Source organism: Kineosporia sp. NBRC 101731, from assembly GCF_030269305.1.
In the GTDB taxonomy this organism is placed as follows: domain Bacteria; phylum Actinomycetota; class Actinomycetes; order Actinomycetales; family Kineosporiaceae; genus Kineosporia.
Genome location: NZ_BSTC01000011.1, coordinates 196515 through 217260, shown reverse-complemented (window position 1 = coordinate 217260; position 20746 = coordinate 196515). Strand labels below are relative to the sequence as shown.

Sequence of the window (20746 nt, the reverse complement as noted above, 5' to 3'; positions counted from 1 at the left end):
CCGGCAAAGTAGACGGCGTGCTTGCAGCAGGACAGCCTCAGTGACAGTGGAGTTCCGGCCAAACGGGCAACCACCTGCGCACACGCTCGCCCAAGTGACAGCAGGCACGCCCGCGTATCAGCGGCGTAGTGACCGGTGAAGTGACCGGTGAAGTGACCAGCCGACTACCAGAGGCCAAGGGCGCGCCATGCACCGGCGATGCCCGCAACCATGGCCGCCACGTACACGCCCAGTGACACGAGCAGGCGACGCGCAGTCCCCCGGTACGCGCGCCGCCACCGCTCCCCCAGCGGCCGGAGCGGGTACGCCGGATGGATCCCGGCGTACCTCTCCTCCGACGTCAATCCAGCGTGCCGCTCGTCCCGGTGTCGGGCTCGACCGGCAGCACCGTAGGGGCGGCCTCGACCACCTCACCGCGGACCACCTCAGGCGCCGGCCCGTTCTCCGTCGCGCCGGCTGCGACCCACGCCAGGAACTGCGTCACGATCAGCATCGTCGTCGCCATCGTCAGGCCACCCACGGCCGCAGCCGTAGCGCCGGACCCGATCGCGACCACGCCCGACGCGAGCAACTTCGCCTTCGTGTTGCCCGGCAGGTACACGCCGACGGCCTGGGCCGCCGCGAGGACCGCCAGGACGATCGTCAGAACATCGAGGCCGTCCTTGGTCTGGGCCGCATCCCGGATGACCTCGAACCCGGCCAGAAGAACCGGAGCCAGGCTGATGATGACCTTGCGGTGGTAGCGGACCCACAGCTCCGCCGAGCTCGGGGTGATGGTTGCTGCGTCGTTCACGATGTCTCCCATTGGATCGGTGAGGTCAGGGTGGGTTACTGCTCGTCGCACTCAAGGTCGGTGAGGAGCTGTGCGGCGGTCTTCTGCAGTGCAGCGCCACGGGGCGTGGACGGCGCCGGGAAAGACGACGCGGACGACTCGACCAGTCCACAGAACTTGATGTTGTTCTCCGCGATCGCCCGGCGGTTGTTCAGAGACACCAAGTACGCCGCAGTCCCTAGGACTCCCAGGATCAGCGCACCGGCCAGGATCGCCACGACGAACGCCATCGTGCGTCGGCGCATCTCCGACGTCAGGCCGTCGACCTGCCGGCGGATGTCGATGCCCTGGGCGAGAAGTTCCCTGACGGCGCCTTCTAGATCGTCTGCGGGGTCAGTGGGTATCTGGTGCATCGTGCGGCCCCTTTCGACGGTCCACTTCTGCTTGCAGCTGGTGTGTGACGTCGCTGAGTTCGTCGGCGTGGCGGGCCAGGACAGCGATGACTTCCTCGACGGAGGGCGCGTGTGGTCGCGTGTGGCTACCGATCACGGCGTACCTGCTCCAGGAACTCTTGCTGCGTCCGGGTTGCTTCGGTGAGCAGCGGAACCACTTTCGCCAGGAGTTCTTTGACGAGTTCGTCTTTCGCGGCTCGCTCGGAGTCGGCACGCGCTGATTCCCTTCGCCATGCGGTCCAGAAGACTCCGAGGGCGACCAGTCCGATCGCGCCAAGGATGCCCTGCCCCAGGAATGACGACGTGACCCCTTCCACGCTGCTGGAAGTGGCGCTGGTTGCGAGGACAAAAACACTGTTCACTACATCCGCTCAATGGGTTTCGTCATCCGTACATCCATGAGGCCCGCAGCGATCGCATGTCTCCGTGCCGGACGGGGTGCGTGCCGGGGTTGTGGTTCCAGCCGCGCCCGCTGAACAGGCCGTGGTCGGCGAACCACTGGAGTGACCTCTCGGGCGGGAAATCAGCGGCGTCACCGAACATGTGCCGGGAATGGGTGGCGCCGTGCACGGCCCGGTTGTGGCCCACGCACCGGCAACCGGATACGACGGGGACACCGGACCCCTTGGCCTTCCGGTATGCCTCCAGCTCCTGGAACGCACTGCGCTTGAACCAGATCCGCTGGCATCCAGAGAACTTCCCACCGCACTTGCAGCGGACCTCGACGAACGAGAAGTGCGCGCTGGCCGTGGGCAGGCCCCGGCGCCGGCGCGACTCCGAGATGCGCAGGGCCGCGGACGTGACCGGGCCCAGGATCCCGTCGACCTTGAGCGACGGGCCCAACGCCCAGCCACGCTGGAAATTCTCGATTGCCTGGCGCCGTTCACCCGCGGTCCTGATCCGCCAGCCGAGACTCTCGAGGATCGCCTCACCCTGGTTGAGGGTGAGGGTCCGGTCGTCGTCAGTCTTCGGCATCGGCGCGGTCCCCCATCTTCTCCAGCAGGGCCAGGTCCGCGGCGTCGTCGAACTCGATCTCGACGTCCTTGTCGACCGCGACCGGGTCCCCGGTCAGGTCTGCTTCGGGCGCGGTCACCTCGTCGGCGCCGGCCACCTCGTGTTCTCGGTAGTCGTCGGGCTCCGGGTCGAGATTCATCGGGACCAGCGAGGTGATGTCGGTGCCGTGCGGGTCGGTGCTCATGCGGCTTCTCCTGCCTGGTGAACGCTGCTACTCGGGCATGAGGTCTCCATAGGTAGCGAGAATCTCTCTGGCCCAGCGAATCTTGTCCGGGACGCGTTGACCGGACGGCTGCGATGTGCTCCAGAGTTCGAGGTTTCCGCTCCGCAGTTTCCCATCGGGCATGAGGCGAAGTGGGCCATCGGTCGTGTTGTCGGAGCGATCGCCGTTGAGGTGGTGAACGTTTTCATGACTGGCAAGGGCGCGACCCAACAGCCCCTCCATGAGGAGTCGGTGTTGCCGGACCAGGCCCCTTCCAGGTACGGAGACCTCGAGATAACCGTTTTCGTTCCTTCGAACTCGGGGTGGGACATCGGTGCGGACCGGTATATGCGCCTGGACGTCACCGTGGCGCCGGAGTCGCTCGCCATGAGTTCCGCAGTAACCGTTACCGGTCTTTTGACTGCGCCCACACGAGGGAACTGAACACAGCCCATCGAGCGTCGTGGTGTGGACAAGCTTTCGAGCCCCCGGATTTGCGAGGCTCGATCGATGCTTTCGACACACCCCGGTTCCAGGTATCGCTTCAGCGTCGCATCCGGTCGCAACGCAGTGGACATGATGCGAGTAGATGCTCCTTCTCTTGACCGGGCCACCGTGCAGTGGGTCGCCATGGATACGCCACCGGCGATGGTGTGCATCACACAACTTGCCTGCCATTTCGAATTTGGTACCCAACCGCTTCGAATTGCGCGACTTTGCGGGATAGTTGCATTCATCAACGGTGCAAAAGTTTTGTCGAGGTCCATCGACAACGCCCTTGGCGAGGGGAACGTCCCCCCAGATTCTCCCCGTGCGTTGGAGCCGCGTGAAGTGCGCAGAACAGAGGGTTTCGCGTCGACTGACGGAAATCTTTTCGCACCCGTCGACTGAACACGCCAGCTGAGGTGGATACTCGCCACGCAGAGGAACGTCCGCCTGAGGATCGCCATCATTCTTCCGCGCCCTAGCAGCATGCGCCTGACAGTAGATGGCATAGAGAGATCTCCAGCCCGGGGAATGCACTGGCCGTGAGCAAGACTCAACACTGCACAAGACAGCGGAACCATCACCCAGAACACCGCGCGGGAGAGGGATGTGGGCGAAGACATCACCCTGACGGCGAAGTCTGGCATCATGAGAACCGCAGAGCCCGCGAAGCTTCGTTGCGGGCGGTCGCTCGCAACCATCAACTTGACACCAGCCCGGCAACACGGACTTTTTCGACGTAGTCCTCAATGTTGAAGGATCGACCTGGGCTTCTGGGGGGCTTGTTTCCACGAGCCCATTCTACGGCCGACTTCGGTGAATTATGGCTCGCAATAGCGAGAGTCACCAGGTCAACCGACGTTCTCCCTACCCATTGGTCGCAGAATTTGCGCAGTGCCGCCGCCGTCCACAGCGCAGACCAGCGCGGGTCGACGGCCTGCCGGATCGACACCTGCAGATGAGCCGCACGGTTGCACTGGAAAGGACCGGTGTCCGCGGGAGTCTCCGCCCCGACAGCACCCAGGTCGCCCTGAGACTCGACCAGGTGGATGCCCCTGAGCAGCCACACCGGCAGTCCGTACTTCGCCGCGGCCTGCTCGATCATCGGAGCAATCAGCGCCCACACGGTTTTCGGGCCGACGATGCAGTCGGGGACCAGCCCGAGGTGCTTCTGCACGCGGGCCGCGATCAGGCCCGTCTGGTCGCCGAAGCGTCCCGTGACCTGGATACGCGGCACGTCCAGCTCGTGAAGCTGGGCGTAGTCAATGAGGAGCCGCTGGATCGCCCGGACAGCCTCGGTGACGACCGCCTCGTTGTACGTGCACGTCGGCCTCAGGCCGGCGACACCTACGACGTCCTCACCCTCGTACGGGGGACGGTAGTAGTAGCCGCGGCCGACCTGTCCGGGCTTGGGCGGCAGCAGGCCACCGGTCGCCGTCCAGGCACCGCGACCCGGCTTGGTCGGTGTCGGACCGGTCACTGGTCGCCGCCCTCACGGGGCGCCGAGATCTTCACGACGGCAGGCGTTTCGTCCTGCTCGCCGCCGCCGGGTTCCGGTGCGACCGGGACGGCATTCTCCGGCCAGTACTCGGGGTCAGGCGCGTGAGCCATGACAGCACTCCAGGACCAGTGTTTCGGCCCCAACCCCACCCCCATCATGACAGGTCGCGGGGGCCTGTCATGCGGTGTGGTACCTGTGCGCTGACCTGGACTTCTTGCGCCGCAGGCGGGGCAGCGGGATCCGCGTGCGATGGAATAGGGTCCGTCCGCCGCCGTCCAGCTGTAGCTCCGCGGCGCCACTGGATGCGAAGTACGTGACCCCGGTCAGGCGGAACGTCGACCGGCCATCACGGGCCCCCGTGTACGAGTACGGGTGGTCGTCCGCGCGCAGCACCCCGTCGGCGATGACGACCATCCACCCAGCGCGCATCTCCCACGGCTCAATCATGCGGCCCTCCCGCATGTCCATGATCCGGCCCTTGACCATCGCCGTCCCGGACGCCCTCTGGAGATTCAGGCGGGCGAGCTCGTCGCGGCCCTTGCGCTGCGCCGTCGCCGGCGAGATCGGGCCCTCCGCGGTCAAGTCCACGACCGTCGTCCGGACCACACCTGCAGCCTCAAGCTCCGGCGCGGTACCTGACACCTGCAGCGACGCGGGGACGCCAACCATCGACTCGTACACGACCAGCGCGTGGGTGCACAGGTCGTCGGCGCCCCCGGCGAGCTGCACCGTCGCAGCGCCCGGCGGGATCAGGTAACGGGGGAAAGTCCGCCACGACCGGTATTCGAACCGTGGCTGTGGCCGGGAGATGTTGGGTTCCCAGACGGCCCAGTAGTAGTCGGGCTCGAGCTCCTCGATGAATTCCATGATGCCGCGGGCTGTGATGCCGTCCCACCAGGCCGCGGACTCCACAAGGGTGTCCGGGCGCGCCAGGACGCTCGTGGAGATCCACAGGTCACCCAGCAGGAGCCGCCCGGCGACGTCGTGGACGATGTCGCCGGTCGTCACGTACGTGGACGGGTCGACGACGTGCGCGCCGGACCGGTCGACCCTGGACAGGACGACGGCCATGTTCCCCCAGCGCAGCGTGTAGTCCCGAGGCGAGGTGACGCCGTCATTCCCGTCGTGCGACCACTGGATCTGCCCGACCCGCGACCCGGTCTGTGTCCAGTCCCCGACGCCCTGCTGAAGGCGAAAGTGCCGGGTGTCGGGCAGGTACTCGCGGTCCATGATGGTTTGCACGGTCCCGGCCTGCGTCACCACACGGACCTTGACCCGGTACCCGGCGTCGTTCGTGCCGTTGTACGAGCCCAGGATGCTGACGATGTCCTGATGGTTCTGGGAGTACTTCGGGGGCCGGTACGTCATCGTCATCGTCGTGTTCGCCTGAAGTTTCGACCCCTCAGGGATGTCCATCTCAATGACCTGCTGGGTCGGCTCGACCCAGTCGTTCGGCTGCTGCTGCAACGACACGTCGTCGACGAGCTGTGCCGATCCGGCCTTGTAGTCGCGGGCCAACTTCCACGAGCCCAGGTCCCGGTCGACGTACGCGACAGCGCCGGCCTGCGTATCCAGAACTGTCTGGAAGCCCTGCGCGACGATCTTCCGGGACGCGCCCGTACCCGACTTCACGAACCCAGGGTCGACCAGGTGACCGTGCCAGTGGATGTCACCGGTGCGCCGGTCGACAACCTGCACAGTCGCCGCGGTCTGCAAACCCACGGGAGGCGTGTCCGCCGGCCAGTCCAACGTCGCGGATAGCTGCTCGAACCCACCGGGTGCCGTCGACCCGAACTGGAGGTCCGGCGGGCATTCCTGCGTGATCGGCGCACCCTTCCCGGTCGGTGGGATCACCAGGAGCAGCAAGGCTCGCCGCGGCGACAGGCCGGCAGGTGCGGCGATCGGCTCCGGGACAGGACCCTCGCCGAGAGCGCCCAGAGGGAACCCGGGGTAGGTGTCCGGGCCGGGGAAGGTGGTCGTTCCGACGTGTGCCATGGGTCACCGCAGCCAGGTGTAGCGGGGCCAGTAGCTGTAGCCCACGTTGAGTGTCCGTGACCGCGGCCATCCCGCGACACCAGACAGGCCGCACACGACGAAGAGGCGGTTGCTGCCCGGCCGGACCATTGGTGCGCCACCGATGAAACGAGCTGTGGGCGTGGATGAACCGTACGCCTGGCCGAGGATCTTGTGGTCGCCGATCGGATTTGATGACGTGATCATCGCCTGGTGCTGGAACCCGTCAATGTTCACGTACTGGTCGTCCGGATTGAACAACGACGCGTCGAGCTCGAGGTATCCGGCGTCCTCGTCCGCGGGGATCCAGCACAGGTAGTCGAGGTCGATGTCCGCGCGGCCCGAGGAGCGCCGCCACAGCTGTAGCGTGACCGGGGTCGTGGATGCGCTCGACGACGACGGGATCGGCGCCTCGATCGCCGCGGGTTGCGCGGACGGCCACTGCACCAGCCCCAGGTCAATCATGCGGATTCGGGTACCGCCCGCCGGGACCGTGATCTCGTCCGGCGCGAGGGAGCTGTTGTTCGTGAAAGCGCGGATGACGAGCTGCTGATCGACGGCGTCCCCGAGCCGGCGGATCCGCAGGAACATCCGGTAGGTGCCAGCGGTGTCGGGCCCATCCAGGGTCGGCGCCGCGAACGTGATGGACGCGCTCCGGCCGGCGTCGTAGCCGTCGGCGAACGCCAGGCGCACCCCGCCGTTGGAGGACAGGGCGTCGTCGCCGGTCAAGGTCTGCCACGTCAGCTGACCCGCGGTCCCGGACCGTAGGTTCGCACCTGACTCCGCCTCGCGGACCAGCTTCGACGACACGACCTGCGAGGGATCCTGCCGACGTCGTGTACTGACGAACGCACCGAATGCTGAGGCGAACCCGTCGCTGTCGTGCATGCGCACCAACAACGGCGTCTCTGTGTCGCCCTGGACGCCGGAGATGTCGATCCCCCACGCATCGTGTGAAGCTCCCGGATGCTGGTCGACGGGCGCGGGGGTGCGGTCCACGCGCGCCCCGTACGCGTACGGGTCCGTCTCGCACTCGATGACACCGCGGGCCAGGTCGGGCCGCGCCGACGTCGTGATCTGCGACTCGATCCGCGGCACGCACGGGAAGCACCGCAGCCATGAATCGGCAGACCCTTCGTGCCGACGCACCCGCAGCCACCACGTGCGCCGGGTGGCCTGCATGAGCTTCGCGACCCTCACACCGAGGGCGTCCGCGGTGGGGGCCTGCAGCAGGACCGGGATGCTGATCTTGCGACGGGCCAGGGATGCCGGTCCTGCCAGAGGCGACCAGTTCGGCTGGTCGTCGGTGGCAACTTCTCCTTCGGTCAGGTCCATCCCGGCGCGCGCGTACCCTCCCTCGCCACCGACAGCACGGTTCAGGTCGAGGACGAGCGGGCCGCCAAGCCCGTCAACGATCTGCAGGATCGCGGTCACCAGGCGCCTCCACCGTTCCGGACGACAGCGCCCGCCAGGGCCTGGCCATCCACGCTCACCACGACAGGCCGGTTCGCGATCCGGTCCAGGCGCCGCATCATCCGCTCGAACTGGTCATCGGACATGCCCCCAGCCGGAACGGACTGCGTTGCCGACTGCACGCTGATAGTTCGTTCAATGCGCTGCGCCTTCGAGTTCGTCAGGTCAAACATGCCCGCGCTACCGGCCGCGGCGACCTTCCCGCCGTCAGCGAACCCCGTCGCTTTCCGCAGTGAGTCAGGTAGACGGTTCGCGGTATTGATGTACCTCAGCAGCGCCTCCACGCCGGGCTGTTTCACGGCCCACGCGTTCATGACGAACTCGCCACCGGACACGAGCAACCGGACGTTGTCCTGCCGGGGCGCGCCCAGGCGGGGGTCGATCATGCCACCGGAGAACCGCCTCGTCGGATAGTCGCGGTCAATGATGCCGCCGACCATCGAGTTCCGCGGTGAACCCCGACCCGTCTCGTACCGCTTCCTCTCGATGATCGTCGTCAGCAGCGTCGTTTCCTTGCGCCGCGGGATCGCCCGGATCGCCTCCGCGTACAGCTCGGCCCGCGACTTCGCCTGCTCCAAACCGGGAGCCGAGACGAGAGTCTCAGCGCGCGAGGGGATCTTCAGCACCTGGTTCGCGTAGTCGCGAGCTTCCTGCCGGGTGAGACCGAAACGCCTCGCTGCAGCAATCAGGTCACTGCGAGTCTGCTGTAGAGCGCTCCTGAAACGCTCCTGGGAACCGACACCCTCACCGGCCGTCGAGCGAGCCAACGCAATCCCGGACGCTGCGATCTGGTCGAGAGCCGCAGCGTTCGTCCGGCCCTTGCTCGTCGTGATGTCCAGGCTCTTACCGTTCGCGCGGACCGCGTCCGCCGCAGCGTCGATCGCCGCCTCGTATTCACGGGCCGACCCCCGGGCCCCCAAGGCAGCACTGGCGTACTCCGCTGTCCGCTTCGAGAGCGTCTCCAGCGACATCGAAAGGCCCTGGGTCTGGCCAGCGGCACTAGCTGTCGCGTCCCCTGCCGCCTTCGCCGCCGACGCGTACTGCGGGAACAGGGCGGTCAGCTCAGAGACGCTCGCGCCACCACGCTTACCAGCGTCAATGAACTTCCCGAACGCCGCAGCCGCAGCTGACGGATCGGACTTAGCCAGGGAAGCTAGTGCCGGGTCCAGCTGGTCGGCGATCTCCTTCACGCGGCCCAGGGAGTCACCGAAGGACTGGATCCGCCCTAGCTTGTTGCTCAGGCTGTCGCCAAAGGCCCCGGCCGCCGCGGTCTCGAACCGGTCCAGAGCCTGCGACGTGTCATCGGCGCCGTTCGTGATCAGCCCGAACAGGCCCTTGTTCTCGAAGAGCTTCAGCCCCGACGCGCCGAGCTCGCCTCCACGGCCCAAGGATTCCAGTGACTTCGTCAGGTCGTCGGCTCCGACCTTGCTGACGTACGCCTTGCCGATGAAGTCGCCCAGGGCGTCCGCGCCAGCGGCAGCGCCAACCACCGCGAGGCCCGCTCCGAGAGTCACCAGGGAAGCGCTCAGGGTCGCTACCGATGCCCGGGCAGCGGTAGCCGAAGCGCCCACCGCTGTGATGCGGCCCGGCAGGAGAGTGATAAATGCCAGCCCTTTTTCCACGGCCGCCAGCCCGGCCAGAGCACCCTTGAGCGCGACTAGGCCCACCACGACCGGACCGATGTACGGGGCCGCCGCCTCGTAAGCACCCGCCAGGGCGGTGATCGTCGGCGCCGCTGCCACAGCCAGGGACGCGACCGTCGACAGCGTCGACGCCAAACCCTCGCCGGAACCGCGGACGATGGCCGCGAAAGCAGGTTCTAGCGCGACCAGGGCATCGCCGACCTCAGGCAGGACAGCGAAGACCGCCTGCCCGCCCTGGGCGATCGCGTCGAAGATATCCCGCAGGCCAGCCTGAAACCCGGGAGCGTTGACCACGTCAGCGACCGCGTTCAACCCACCGGCAAGGGTCTCCAGGGGGCTCGAGCTCGCCGAGTTCCCTGCCGCGAAAACCCCGGAGATGATCCGGCCCGCTCCGCCCACCGCCGACGCGAGATCACCCGCGGCCTCCACGCCGTCGCGGAAGTACTCTTCGAGACGCCCGTCGGCGGCAGCGTCCTGCACCTTCTTCGAGAACCGCGTGATGCTTTCAGTCGCCTCATCGGCCAGTCCTGGTAGGAACGACGAGCCCACGTCGGCGATGTCGAGCAGCGCCGCGACCACGGGAACTGCGGCTCCCCGCAGGTTCCGCATCGCCTGCGTGTCCCGGGCCAGGATCCGCTCGAGCTGCCCGGCGGTCTGAGGCGTATCGAAGAAACCGGCCACGTCCTTCGCGGCGCCGTTGAAGACGCCCGCGATCCCGACCATTTTCCGCTGCAGGATCGGCAGGTACCGGTCCGATAGGTCCCGCACGTCCTTGCCCAGCCCAGCGAACAGGCGGTCCTGGACCGTGGCCTGCAACTGCTTCGCCGCGTCCTTCTGTGCGACGACGGCCTTCACGAACCTCTGCCCGGACGGACTGATCTGGTCGAGGGCCGCCTTGTACTTCTCCGCGTCCTCCGCGGACGCAGAGATTGCCTCACCGACCCCCAGGAGGCCCACGCGCGCCGTGCCTACTGCGGCCGCGATCGCCGAGAGCCCAGCCGGAAGGAGCCCCAGCGCGCCGGACAAGTCCACAACGGCAGCCGTAGCGCCCACCGCAGCCGGCCCGAGCAAGGCCAGGGCCGACGCTCCCCCACCGATAGCCGTGACGCCGATCAGGCCGCCCTTGACGCCCTTACCGATCCCGCCCGCGATCGACGACTCGAGGATCTTCCCGGCGCCATCACCGAACGTCTTGACGATGCTCCGGGCGCCCGTGAGGCCGCGGCCGAAACCGGTCGAGAACTTCCGGCCGGCACCCACGCCGGTGATCGTGAATACGCCGCCCGCGTCGCTCCCGCTGAATAGGTCCCTCACCCGCGCACCGAACCCGGCAGTGAACGACCGCCCTGCCTTGCCGCCGGCGTCGCCGGCGCCAATCGCAAGCCCCGGTAGATCCGACACCGACGCTGTGACCCGAGTGATGCCCGACGTCAGCTCGCGCCGCATCCCGTCCAGGATCGACAGCCCAGCCGAAGTACCAATCGAGCGGCCCATATCATCGCCGAGACGAGCGCCCAGGGAGCGGAACTGCGGCGACGATGACAGTTGACGACGCAGCCCAGCACCCAAGGACAGGGACGCGCGATCTGATGCGCGCTGCCCCAGCGCGCCACCGAACCGGTCACCGATGTCGGACGCCGTGACGGTGATCCGGGTCGCGTCCCGGCGCAGGCGCTCCCCCATCGACCGGGCCGCCTCGCCACCGGCAGCCTCACCGAACTGGCGGCCCATCCGTTCGCCAGCGCGCCGGAACACGTCACGGTGCCGGTCGATCTCTTTGTCGAACGACTTAGCCGTGTTCGCGGCCATCGCGACACCGGCAGCTTTTCCGGCGTCCTCGCCGTACTGCTGGCCGATCCGGCGGATGTCTTCCCGTGAGCCGGCGTCACGGGCCTTGATGAGGATGTACGCGGTCGCGACGCGGGGCGTCTCGTCAGCCATGAGCGGTCACCACCCCTGCTGCGCGATCCAGGCCTGCTGGGCGCGCTGTACCTGCTCCCCGGTCACACCGAGGGGCAGCACCAGCTCCTGGTCGATCCGGGCCCGCTCATCCGGCGGGAGCCCTTCGACCAGGGCGGCGTAGACGACGTCGAGGAATGCGGGCAGGGTCAGGTCTGCGAGGCCAGACCCGTAGGCGTGACCAGGTGCTGGTGCAGGTCCTGGATCTGCTGCTCGCGCGGGGTCATGGGCCGGAACGAATCCTGGGGAAGGGGCAGGTCCGTGGGCCCAGAGCCAGCGTCCGTTGAGTGAAGCCCAGTCGTCGATGGCCCAGCCGATGAGTCGCTGGACCGCTTCGTAGGGCGGGCTGCGATCGCGGCCTCGAGTTTCCCGACGAGGGAGAGGATCCCGTCGAGGTCGATGCCGTTGTTGTCGACGGTCCGCGCGAACCGGTCGATCTGGTCCTGGCCGAGGATGGACGTGAGGAGGTCCCAGACGGCAGACATGGCGCCCATGTCGGCGCTGATCTTCTCGGCGCGGGCAGCAGCACGACCCTCAGCAGACAGCGCCCGGCGTTCGGCTGCCTCACCGCGTTCGCCCTGCGACATGGCGGCCTTCATCGACCACGCGTACCGCAGGAAAGACCCGGCGCCAGCGGTCTGCGGGATCAGGAACTCCTGACCGCAGAACATGAATGAGTCCGGTTCGGCCGTGACGTCACGGGACTCGACCGGAGAGAAATCACCCAGGCTTGCCATCAGGCAGCCGCCAACCTGTTGGTGCCGGCAAGCCAGATGTTGAACGGGTCACCGGAGGTCGGCTGCGACACCTTGAACGTGAGCGGCAAGCTCTGGAAGTTGGGCGCCTTCTGGTTGCTGAACTGAATGTTGCCGCTCTGCAAGCACTGGTAGAAGATCGCGCGCTGGGTGGAGTCCTGAGATTCCCAGCCCAGCATCGTCTTCACGCTCGCGCCAAGGACGGGCGGGCCGAGCTTCGTGACGGTCGCCGCACCGGTACCAGTCGCCGACGAGCTGATCCCGTTGAAGGCGAGGGCGTAGCTCTTGTCGGTGATGTGGGCCAGGTCGAACGCCACACCGATCGAGCGGCTGGTCTCAACCTCGTCGAGGACGTCCAGGTACTCGGCGACCGTGATGCCCTCGGAAGTCACCTCGTACGAGAACTGACTTCCGTCGCGGGTCACGCCGGCGGGCGCCCACGCGGCAGGCCACGCGTCCGTGAACACGTTCGCGGCAGCGGTCATGGTCGGGATCGCAGAGCCAAGAACGGCTCGGTACAGGTATCCGGGGCCGACGGCTGTGGCATGAGGGACGACAACGGCAGGCATGAGAGCGCCTCCAGGGTTGTGCTCCACCCCCGCCGGGAGCTACTCCCTGCGTGATGGTGCTGACCGGCTAGCCGGCCTCAACCCCGCACACAGAGTAGCTCAGACGCGCTGCACGAGAGGCCCTCAGCGGTTCGGTCCTGGGTCATCGTCGATGAATAAATCGCAGGCACATGGTGACGAACCGCATTCCTCGCACGATCCTTCGGCCCGTGATTCGGCCTTGCAGGTGTCGCAGCGGGTCTCACGCCACCGCGGCTCCCACCAGACTGTCAGCGTCCCGGCCGGGTACAAGCAGAGGACGATGGCTCGGTTGCAGTGCTCGTCGTGGCCGCGGCTGATGTGAGGCCGTGCCGGCGTCACTCCGCGTCGGGTGCGCCACTGGAAGCGGCGGCCGACGTTGATCTTCCACCCGAACCCGTTGTGGGACCGGTAGGCGGTCACGGGCCCCAGCTCGTACTTCGTCGGCTCGACCCAGTCATCCAAGATCACGGGACATCGCTCAGCACAAAGACGGTGCTGACCCGGTACGTGATCTCCCCACCCACATCGCCCGCGAACAGCGGACCTTGAACGTTCTCGCAGTACCGAATCCACACGGTCATCCCGTCGTACTCCACCGGCACGGGGGCGCCGGTCAGCTCCCGGCACTCCACGGCGATCGCGGTCGCCCCTTCGAGAGCTTGTTTCCGGGCGCCCGCTTGGCCACCGACAGCCTTCACCTCGAACGTGATCCCCGCCCTGTGACCCAGGCCTTCGGAGTCCACCGTGGACGAACCCACGGACAGGCCAGCGATCGCGCCAGCCTGCGGCGACCGAGGCCTCCCCAGGTGAATCCCCGCAGCGACCGGCTTACCCTTACCCGTTATCCCAAGTGACTGCGCCCAAGCCTTCACGACTCCCTCAGCGTCGAACGTCTTGCCCGTGGTCATCGCCCACCCAAGTCCCGAATGATGTCGTCCAGCGCCGGCACCAGGTAGGGCCGGTCACCTCGTGCGAAGGGTGGCGGCGCGAAGGGCCGCTCGTTAGGCCGTTCGATCCACCGCGCATATGGGTCGCCGGGACGTGGTGCCGCGACCGAGTTCACGGCGCTGGTCGACACCATGCCCTCCAAGTCCCCGACAAGCACCCACGAGATCTGAGACCTCAGCCAACCCGAAGGGTGACCTTCCGGCGTCTTCGACGGCGCACCAACCGGTGCGCGCTCCTGCGCGCGAGCGTGAACGCGCTGGGTGGTTTCCGCGACGAACGCAGCAATGGGCCCGGCCGGGGAGAACAACCCAGCCAGGCCCTCCTCGTCGATGATGACGAGGACGTCAGCCACGCGCGACCTTCCGAACCGCACGGGATACCTGCAGCGCCCCGGCAAAGACCAGGAACGCTACGTCCACGGCGAAGAAGAGCGGCCACGCAACGAACATGAGCGCCACGTAGATGATCCCGGACATTCGCTCGTCAACGTTCCGCGCGAACTGGCCGTCATGCTCGCGGCGAACCAGCCGCCATCCTCGGCATCCGTACAGGAGACCGCCGGCCGCGTAGTAGGCCAGCCACCACATCAGGCGTCGCGTTCCCGCCCCGCAGGCCGTGTCGGCAGCGGCTTCTCTGCCGGAGCCGGAGCGTTAGCCGGGACCTGAGCGGGAGCCTGCCCGTCCACGCGCTCCAGGAGCCCGTCTTCGAGCCACTGCGGGACCATCGGATGTGACGTCGGGACAGGACCATTCTGCGCGACTGCACGCGCCCCATCGACGGTCAGCGGCACCCGGGCCCGGTACGTGCCCCACTCCCGCGCATAGTCATCGACGGTCGGTGCGCCTGCAACGGTCGTGCCGTCGGGCAGGTTTGGGACCTCGACCGCGACGGGGTATCCCTCGGCCAGGGTTGCCGGACGGTCGTCATTGTTCGCTGCCATGGTGGCCTCTCGAAAGTGCGGCCCCAACCCCAGTCCCAGGGTAGCCCGCAAACGTGCGAACGCCCCGACCCACAGGGGAAAGGTCGGGGCGTTCAATGCACCACCCAGCATCCATGCCGGACTCGAACTCTACAGGATCAGAACCCTGCCCGGAGGAGGAAAACTGAACACCGACAGAACGTTCGGCTGACCATCCTCATCGGGCGGATCGACCTGCCCGCCCCCAGAACCCACATTCACCGCCCGAGCCTGCTCCATCAACAACACCGCATCATCACGCAACCGCCCGTACACACTCACATCAGCGTCCCGTTCCGGGTACCCGAGCTCCACCCAGTACGCCGCCCACAGAGCGGCAGCCGCCTGACACAGCCCGTACGCCGCCGGGACGATCGGCGTCCCAACGAAACCCGAGACCACCGCGACCGCGTTCGCAGTCAGCCGGTCCACCTGTTCGCCCGTCGGGTTCGTGTCATCGTTGAAGGTGCCCAGCGGCGCGTTCGTTTCCACGTCCCGGGTCCGCGAAGGGATGTGCACCGCGACAGCCCGAACATCCGGGGACCACGCCGCCGACATGCCCGCGGGGACCGCATACAGGGCCACCTCTTCCTGCTGCGCCGGGCCGGCCGACGTCCACCGCAGTCGCCAGTCCCCCGCAACCGTGATCGGGGCCGCCACCTGATAGTCGCCCGGCGCCGTGTTCACCACCGACAGAGACACCGAAACGCCGGGACCCGTCAGCATCGCCAGAACTGTGCTCGGGACGATCGGGGCACCGGTCTCCGGGTCCCGCAGATGCCACACCAGGACCGGGGCATCTCCCACGTCGACGATCACGACCGCACCTCACACCACGTCAGGGCAGGAACCATCCCGCCGTACACCGACTGCCCGTACACGGCCGACCCGTAACGGGACTCCACCTGCACGCCACCCAATCCGGCGCCCGAATCAGGCCACACCTCCACCCATGAACCGTTCACCCGACACCCCGCACCCACACCGTGACCGTGACCCCCGCAGGCGATGCCTCAGCACCCTCAACCGTCGTATTCAACAGCAGCACCCCCGTCGTCTTGGACTCGGCCACCTGTACCTTCACCTGCGTCGCTGACATGGACAGCGGGAACGCCCAACAGAACTGGGACGGGCCCGAAGCGCTCCGTACAGGCGTCGCCGAGACGTGATGCACCGCCGAGAAATACCCGGACGGAAGCGTGAACGTCACCTGCCCCAAGGCGTCCGTCGGAGCCGAGCCACACCAATCCTTACCCGGGATGGCCGTACCTTCCTGGTACGCGTACGGGTCCGGGACGGCCCGCAGTTTCCCGGCCGCCGTCATCCGGACCCGCCGGTCGCTCACGCCGCCGCCGGCGCCAACTCGATCTCCAGGCCAGCCGCGAACATAAACGCGGTCGCCGACCCGGCCACACCGACGCGCTGCACAACCTGGCTCGCGCCCGTCGGCGCAGTACTCGTCACGCCACCCGGCGTAGACGCCGACAAGAACACGTCAGCGCCCGCCGTGAGACCCGACACCGACGAATTCGCGCCCCCGAACCAGACCGTCACCGTCCCGCCGGACGCCGCACCCTGCTGCGTGTAACCCCAGGCCCGCTTCCCAGCCGCACTGGCGTCAGCCAGGCGGGCCTTCGCGACGGGCGTCCCACCGGAAGTGTCGGACCAGATGTTCACCAGGCGGCCCGCCGCGATCGTCTCGCTGGCGATACCCGTCCACGTCGCCGGCGCGAAACCATCCGGCAGGAGACTCTGGTGGAGCTTCCCATCGTCGCCGAGACCAACGATGTCACCGCCATTCGCTGACCCGGTACTGACGACGGTCGCGGCAATCTGCTTCAACCGGCCGCCGACCTGCTGCAGGTATGTCTTCGCGGGCATAACTCCCCCAAGGAGCTAGATGAGAATGGGTTGCTGTGGATCCACGTAGATCGTGTCCGCGTCCAGGGCGTACGCGACGATCTGCGTGTACGCCACATTCATGGGCTGATTCGTCATTAGCCGGCCACTGCGGCCAAGGAACAAGGACGAGCCCCGAGCAAGGCCCGACGAGGGCCACGGGACAGCGCCCTGGCTGACAACCCGCACGAAGTCACCAGCAGCAGCTGCAGCTTGGATCGTGACCAGCGGCAGCCGGCCCACATCGTCGGGGTCTGAGGCATCCAGGTACCGGACTGTCCCGGCCTCGTTGAAGGTCACCGCTCGAGGCGCAGATAGCGGAGTTTCGGCGGTCACGAGCAGAGTCGTTCCGGTAGCCAAACGCTCAGCGAGAGAGCCTGAGGCGCCCTGCGGGTTTACGCCCAGCGTCTCCTGGATCGCGACGACGGCGTCCTGCAAGGCGTCCACGTGCCCAGCGAAAATGGTGTCGCCGTCAGCACGCACAGGAAAGGCGTCGAACGCGGCCGGATACTGCGAGACCACGTGCGACGCCTCCCTGATGCACTCACTCCGCCGAAGCACCCAGCTGGGGCGGAGAGTGATGTGACCCTCCCGCGCGAACACTCAATGGGGGTTGAGGCCGTCCAATAGGACAGCGTGTCCGCGCGGGAGGAACCTGTGGTGGGCTACTCCTCGACGACCGGCTGGGGATCCGTCGGGACGATCCGGAGCATCGACTGCCCCGCCATCCGCCGGAAATCCTCGAGCTGGGCGAGAGAGACGGCCCGGACCCGCGCGTCGTACGGCAGGGTGACGAACCCGTCGACCTGCTCGACCCAACGCTCGGTGCCGCCGACCTCGACGGTCATCTCGTCGACGTCCTTGCCGACGTGCACGCTGATGCCGGTCGGGAACGTCACCGCGAACGTCTCGGCGCGATCCAGGATGGCGTCAGCCGCGGCGACCTGAATGGCCTCGTCCTTCTCCCGCTGCAGGGCCGCCCTGGTCTTGCGCTTCGTCTTCGGTGTCTCCACGATCGCGGGCGTCGCTGTCGGGGTGGAGGTCTCGTCTGCGCCGTTGGCGCCCCGGCCGGTCACGCGGCGACCCCGGTGATCTTCACCGCGGCCTGCGGTTCCTGAACCGCCGGCGCGAAGATCCGACGGGAACGGATCAACCACTCGTCGTTCGCGACGGGGTTACGCCGCACCCACGACTGGATGCCGTCCGCCGAACCGGAGTACTCCGGGGACTGGATGTTCTCGTAGCCCATGAAACCGAGCTGCTTGGAGTCCGCGACGAAAGCGCTGACACCGAGGGGCATGCGGGCCGCGGGAACGGTCCACAGCATCAGTCCGCCGATCCGGGTGAAGTCGCCGGTCACGGTGATCGTGGAGTCGGACTCACGCTTGACGCCGGCGACGACCTTCGGGTTCGCCGTCAGACGCGCGCCGTACTCGTACGTGGTGACGAGAACGTCGGCCCTGTAGCCCTGCCCGAGGTCGTCGATCTTCGCCTGGGCGAGCATCACGTCCAGCAGCGGGTCGGCGGTCGCCGGGTTGTTCCACGGGGCCACGGCGGCCTGGGTCTGGGTGACCGCGGCGTTGATGACGGCGAGGGTGACCGCGTCGACGTACGCGACCGTGCGGTTCGCGGACTTCGCCAGGACGGTCTGGACGCTGCGGGATTTCTCCCGCGAGATCTTCTCATCGGTCAGGCCGAGGTCCTGGCCGTACTTCCCGATGGTCAGCATCGCTGCCTGGCCGTCGGGAGCGATCGCCCGCGAGTACTCCGCGCCCGGGGCGACCAGGCGTGGGTCACGGTCGGTGTAGATGCTCTCGGAGACGCCGTACAGGATCGCGCCGCCGGAAGCTTCGACTCGGCCGGCCAGGAGCTTGTCAGCGATGAACTGCTGGTCGGCGATCGAGCGGAGCGCCCGGTTGACCTGGGCCGGGCTGTTCAGGAACCGGTTGATCGTGAGGACGTCACCGGTGAGTGTGGGAGCCGGAACGGGGTAGGTGGGCATCACAGGCTCCAGTTCACGTCGAGGGTGGCATTCGCTGCCGCGGCGGACGTGAGCGAGGTACCGATGATCAGGTCCGGGTTGTCAGTGCCGGAAACCCACGCGGCGACCTGACCGGCCGCAGCTGACTTCACCTTCACGCCGGCAGCGATTGCCGCCGACGCGGTGAGTCGCTGCACGCCGCCTCGGGTCACGGTCACGGCCTGCCCGGTGATCCCGTCGTGGCAGGCCACGAACACGACCTTGTTGGAGGCGCCCGCGGACGGGGCGACGCTGCCTTCGCCGGAGTTGATGAGGACCTGTCCGCCGGTGATCGTGGCGGTCGCGGTCTGGGTGATCTCCTGCCCGGGCAGGTATGTCGCGACGTAGTCGGCCATCAGGCGTTACCCCCGTTCGGGGAGAAGCCCATGACGGCGGTGAAGTCCGCGTCGAACGTGGCCAGGGCCGTGTCAGTCTCGGCGTCACCGACGTACCCGGTCGACGCGACCGGCATCGCGGTACCCGGCGCCATGCGGGCCAGGATCCGCTCGGTCACGACAGGGTCCTTGTCGAAGTCGGCTTCCCAGTCGGCCTTCTGCGCGGGCGTGATCTTGCCCTGCTGGATGGCCGACGCGAACACGCTCGACTTGTGGTCGGTCGCTTCCTTGGCCCGGCGGGTGGCGAGCTCGGTGGACAGCTCCCCGATGCGGGTCTCGTAGGCGGCGTCCTTCTGGGCCTGCGCCTCCTGGATGGGGGCGAGGGCCGCGGCGAGCTGCTCGCGGACGATCGCGGCGACGTCGGCCGGCTGGGCGGGCACGGTGGGTGTCTGCTCCGGGGTTGTCGGCTGGGCCGGGATCTGGGGTGCGGGGGTGGTTTCGGGGGTGGCGGGTTCGGTGCCCGGCACGGGTGCGGGCGGGGTCGCGGGAGGCTGCTCGGTGCCCTGTTCACGCCGTGTGCGCGCGGCAGCGAGGATGTCATCCTCGGTCGCGTCGTCGGCCAGGCCGAGCGCCTCGCGCAGCTGCGCGGCGTCCAACGTTGTGTCTCCTGAGGCCAATGGCCTCAACCCCGCCGCCAATGATGCCACGCCTGAATGCATGTTGTGTGCCGCGAGGCCTGCTGGTGTGGGGGCAAGTTCGGTGTACGAGGCGACTGCGGGGCACATTTCACCGATTTGGACCGATCCTGTGGTGTCCTCGTCGAGATCAGAGAGCCACACGCGCCCATCACCCGCCGCGAAAACCACCGCATCCACGGTCACGTCACGAACATGCAAGCCCTCGACGTCGTCCAGGCCCTCGATGAACTCCTCCGCGGCGGCGACCTTCGCAACACGATCGACTGCCTTGCCGGCGCCTCGGTCCGGGGCGGTTTTCTTCATCGACCGCCGCTTCGCCTTGCGCGCCTGGGAGAACGCCTTCGGGTCTGCGCCCTTCTTCGCGTCCTTCAACGTGTCCAGCAGAGCCGGAGTCACGCGGCCCGTCGGCATGTTCCCGGCGGCCTTCTGCCACGCTCGGACCGCGGCCTCGGTCTTCGGGCCGAACAGGCCATCCACGCCGCCGTTCTTCCCCGAATCAGCTGACAGGAACCCGAGCCGGATCAGTTCCGTCTGCAGCGCGCGAACCTGCGGAGCCTGATCGCCCTTGCCCTGCTTGCTGTAACCAGAGCCCTTCTTCACGAACTTCCCGCCGCCGCGCGGGTGCAGGTTCTCCTCCCACGTCGCCAGCAGAGGCATCGAAGCCGCCACCGACATGGCCGCGACATACTCGACCGGCTCCCACTCCTCGCGCGGGCCCAGCTCGGCGAGAGACTGGATCGCGGGCTTGGTCTCACCGAGCAGAGCCAGGCCGGACACGACCATCCCGAACCGGTCACCGTCCGCCGTTTCCACCCCCAGGTCGGCTTCCACAGACCGCGACGGGTACCGGATGTGGATGTCGCCGTCGAGGTCCTCGGGATAGGTCAAGTCCCCGAGAAGGACGTCACCGGCGGCATTCAGGCGCAGGTTCGAGACGCGACCCAGTGCCGGCTCGCCGTCGTACCGCGGGTCCGTGTGACCCTGCTTCAAGACCGGCGACCGGAAATGCCCGGACTGGTACGCGCGGA

The 20746-nt window shown here is 67.5% G+C and carries 23 protein-coding genes; all 23 read right to left on the bottom strand.

Annotation, left to right across the window (positions count from 1 at the left end; all coding sequences use genetic code 11):
* Nucleotides 1–340: 340 nt before the first annotated feature.
* The gene (locus QSK05_RS26980) at nucleotides 341–793 is read right to left on the bottom strand and encodes a hypothetical protein (protein ID WP_285600147.1); all 453 of its coding nucleotides are present in this window, start codon (nucleotides 791–793) and stop codon (nucleotides 341–343) included.
* 35 nt (nucleotides 794–828) lie between these two features.
* Nucleotides 829–1185 (bottom strand): hypothetical protein, encoded by a 357-nt coding sequence (locus tag QSK05_RS26975; protein WP_285600146.1) that lies wholly within the window; start codon nucleotides 1183–1185, stop codon nucleotides 829–831.
* Between the two features lie 125 nt (nucleotides 1186–1310).
* The gene (locus QSK05_RS26970; RefSeq protein WP_285600145.1) at nucleotides 1311–1586 is read right to left on the bottom strand and encodes a hypothetical protein; all 276 of its coding nucleotides are present in this window, start codon (nucleotides 1584–1586) and stop codon (nucleotides 1311–1313) included.
* Between the two features lie 22 nt (nucleotides 1587–1608).
* Entirely contained in the window at nucleotides 1609–2199 is a 591-nt protein-coding gene (locus QSK05_RS26965; protein WP_285600144.1) for a D-Ala-D-Ala carboxypeptidase family metallohydrolase, read from the bottom strand.
* A complete protein-coding gene (locus QSK05_RS26960) occupies nucleotides 2186–2422 on the bottom strand; it encodes a hypothetical protein (protein WP_285600143.1) in 237 nt (78 codons plus the stop codon). Before QSK05_RS26960 ends, QSK05_RS26965 begins: the two co-directional genes overlap by 14 nt.
* A gap of 1204 nt (nucleotides 2423–3626) precedes the next feature.
* Nucleotides 3627–4406, bottom strand: coding sequence for a peptidoglycan-binding domain-containing protein (locus QSK05_RS26955; RefSeq protein WP_285600142.1), 780 nt, complete (start codon nucleotides 4404–4406; stop codon nucleotides 3627–3629).
* Entirely contained in the window at nucleotides 4403–4537 is a 135-nt protein-coding gene (locus QSK05_RS26950; protein WP_285600141.1) for a hypothetical protein, read from the bottom strand. The genes QSK05_RS26955 and QSK05_RS26950 overlap by 4 nt, the downstream gene beginning before the upstream one ends.
* A 67-nt stretch (nucleotides 4538–4604) precedes the next feature.
* The gene (locus QSK05_RS26945) at nucleotides 4605–6422 is read right to left on the bottom strand and encodes a hypothetical protein (protein ID WP_285600140.1); all 1818 of its coding nucleotides are present in this window, start codon (nucleotides 6420–6422) and stop codon (nucleotides 4605–4607) included.
* Nucleotides 6423–6425: 3 nt separating this feature from the next.
* Nucleotides 6426–7874, bottom strand: coding sequence for a hypothetical protein (locus QSK05_RS26940; RefSeq protein ID WP_285600139.1), 1449 nt, complete (start codon nucleotides 7872–7874; stop codon nucleotides 6426–6428).
* Entirely contained in the window at nucleotides 7871–11497 is a 3627-nt protein-coding gene (locus QSK05_RS26935; protein ID WP_285600138.1) for a hypothetical protein, read from the bottom strand. Before QSK05_RS26935 ends, QSK05_RS26940 begins: the two co-directional genes overlap by 4 nt.
* 167 nt (nucleotides 11498–11664) lie before the next feature.
* Entirely contained in the window at nucleotides 11665–12252 is a 588-nt protein-coding gene (locus QSK05_RS26930) for a hypothetical protein (protein WP_285600137.1), read from the bottom strand.
* Nucleotides 12252–12755 (bottom strand): hypothetical protein, encoded by a 504-nt coding sequence (locus QSK05_RS26925; RefSeq protein WP_285600136.1) that lies wholly within the window; start codon nucleotides 12753–12755, stop codon nucleotides 12252–12254. The genes QSK05_RS26930 and QSK05_RS26925 overlap by 1 nt, the downstream gene beginning before the upstream one ends.
* Before the next feature lie 569 nt (nucleotides 12756–13324).
* Complete coding sequence (locus QSK05_RS26920; RefSeq protein WP_285600135.1) at nucleotides 13325–13768, bottom strand: hypothetical protein; 444 nt, start codon at nucleotides 13766–13768, stop codon at nucleotides 13325–13327.
* Entirely contained in the window at nucleotides 13765–14160 is a 396-nt protein-coding gene (locus tag QSK05_RS26915; protein ID WP_285600134.1) for a hypothetical protein, read from the bottom strand. Before QSK05_RS26915 ends, QSK05_RS26920 begins: the two co-directional genes overlap by 4 nt.
* Entirely contained in the window at nucleotides 14153–14395 is a 243-nt protein-coding gene (locus QSK05_RS26910) for a hypothetical protein (protein ID WP_285600133.1), read from the bottom strand. The genes QSK05_RS26915 and QSK05_RS26910 overlap by 8 nt, the downstream gene beginning before the upstream one ends.
* Nucleotides 14395–14748 carry a hypothetical protein gene (locus tag QSK05_RS26905; protein ID WP_285600132.1) on the bottom strand — a complete coding sequence of 118 codons (354 nt, stop codon included), beginning with the start codon at nucleotides 14746–14748 and terminating at the stop codon, nucleotides 14395–14397. Before QSK05_RS26905 ends, QSK05_RS26910 begins: the two co-directional genes overlap by 1 nt.
* Before the next feature lie 129 nt (nucleotides 14749–14877).
* Nucleotides 14878–15585, bottom strand: coding sequence for a hypothetical protein (locus QSK05_RS26900; RefSeq protein WP_285600131.1), 708 nt, complete (start codon nucleotides 15583–15585; stop codon nucleotides 14878–14880).
* A gap of 522 nt (nucleotides 15586–16107) precedes the next feature.
* Nucleotides 16108–16647, bottom strand: coding sequence for a hypothetical protein (locus QSK05_RS26895; protein WP_285600130.1), 540 nt, complete (start codon nucleotides 16645–16647; stop codon nucleotides 16108–16110).
* Nucleotides 16648–16662: 15 nt separating this feature from the next.
* A complete protein-coding gene (locus tag QSK05_RS26890; protein ID WP_285600129.1) occupies nucleotides 16663–17187 on the bottom strand; it encodes a hypothetical protein in 525 nt (174 codons plus the stop codon).
* Between the two features lie 143 nt (nucleotides 17188–17330).
* On the bottom strand, nucleotides 17331–17741 hold the full coding sequence (locus QSK05_RS26885; protein ID WP_285600128.1) for a hypothetical protein: 411 nt from the start codon (nucleotides 17739–17741) through the stop codon (nucleotides 17331–17333).
* Nucleotides 17738–18667: a phage major capsid protein gene (locus QSK05_RS26880; RefSeq protein WP_285600127.1), complete on the bottom strand. Its 930-nt coding sequence runs from the start codon at nucleotides 18665–18667 to the stop codon at nucleotides 17738–17740. Before QSK05_RS26880 ends, QSK05_RS26885 begins: the two co-directional genes overlap by 4 nt.
* Nucleotides 18667–19041, bottom strand: coding sequence for a capsid cement protein (locus QSK05_RS26875; protein ID WP_285600126.1), 375 nt, complete (start codon nucleotides 19039–19041; stop codon nucleotides 18667–18669). The genes QSK05_RS26880 and QSK05_RS26875 overlap by 1 nt, the downstream gene beginning before the upstream one ends.
* Nucleotides 19041–20708, bottom strand: coding sequence for a peptidoglycan-binding protein (locus QSK05_RS26870; protein ID WP_285600125.1), 1668 nt, complete (start codon nucleotides 20706–20708; stop codon nucleotides 19041–19043). Before QSK05_RS26870 ends, QSK05_RS26875 begins: the two co-directional genes overlap by 1 nt.
* Nucleotides 20709–20746 lie beyond the last annotated feature (38 nt).

Excerpts from the sequence above, each read along its gene's own strand:
- QSK05_RS26975 (WP_285600146.1), bottom strand. The coding sequence starts at position 1,185 with ATGCACCAGATACCCACTGACCCCGCAGACGATCTAGAAGGCGCCGTC.
- QSK05_RS26965 (WP_285600144.1), bottom strand. The coding sequence starts at position 2,199 with ATGCCGAAGACTGACGACGACCGGACCCTCACCCTCAACCAGGGTGAG.
- QSK05_RS26960 (WP_285600143.1), bottom strand. The coding sequence starts at position 2,422 with ATGAGCACCGACCCGCACGGCACCGACATCACCTCGCTGGTCCCGATG.
- QSK05_RS26950 (WP_285600141.1), bottom strand. The coding sequence starts at position 4,537 with ATGGCTCACGCGCCTGACCCCGAGTACTGGCCGGAGAATGCCGTCCCG.
- QSK05_RS26945 (WP_285600140.1), bottom strand. The coding sequence starts at position 6,422 with ATGGCACACGTCGGAACGACCACCTTCCCCGGCCCGGACACCTACCCC.
- QSK05_RS26935 (WP_285600138.1), bottom strand. The coding sequence starts at position 11,497 with ATGGCTGACGAGACGCCCCGCGTCGCGACCGCGTACATCCTCATCAAG.
- QSK05_RS26930 (WP_285600137.1), bottom strand. The coding sequence starts at position 12,252 with ATGGCAAGCCTGGGTGATTTCTCTCCGGTCGAGTCCCGTGACGTCACG.
- QSK05_RS26925 (WP_285600136.1), bottom strand. The coding sequence starts at position 12,755 with ATGACCGCTGCCGCGAACGTGTTCACGGACGCGTGGCCTGCCGCGTGG.
- QSK05_RS26920 (WP_285600135.1), bottom strand. The coding sequence starts at position 13,768 with ATGACCACGGGCAAGACGTTCGACGCTGAGGGAGTCGTGAAGGCTTGG.
- QSK05_RS26910 (WP_285600133.1), bottom strand. The coding sequence starts at position 14,395 with ATGTGGTGGCTGGCCTACTACGCGGCCGGCGGTCTCCTGTACGGATGC.
- QSK05_RS26905 (WP_285600132.1), bottom strand. The coding sequence starts at position 14,748 with ATGGCAGCGAACAATGACGACCGTCCGGCAACCCTGGCCGAGGGATAC.
- QSK05_RS26895 (WP_285600130.1), bottom strand. The coding sequence starts at position 16,647 with ATGCCCGCGAAGACATACCTGCAGCAGGTCGGCGGCCGGTTGAAGCAG.
- QSK05_RS26880 (WP_285600127.1), bottom strand. The coding sequence starts at position 18,667 with ATGCCCACCTACCCCGTTCCGGCTCCCACACTCACCGGTGACGTCCTC.
- QSK05_RS26875 (WP_285600126.1), bottom strand. The coding sequence starts at position 19,041 with ATGGCCGACTACGTCGCGACATACCTGCCCGGGCAGGAGATCACCCAG.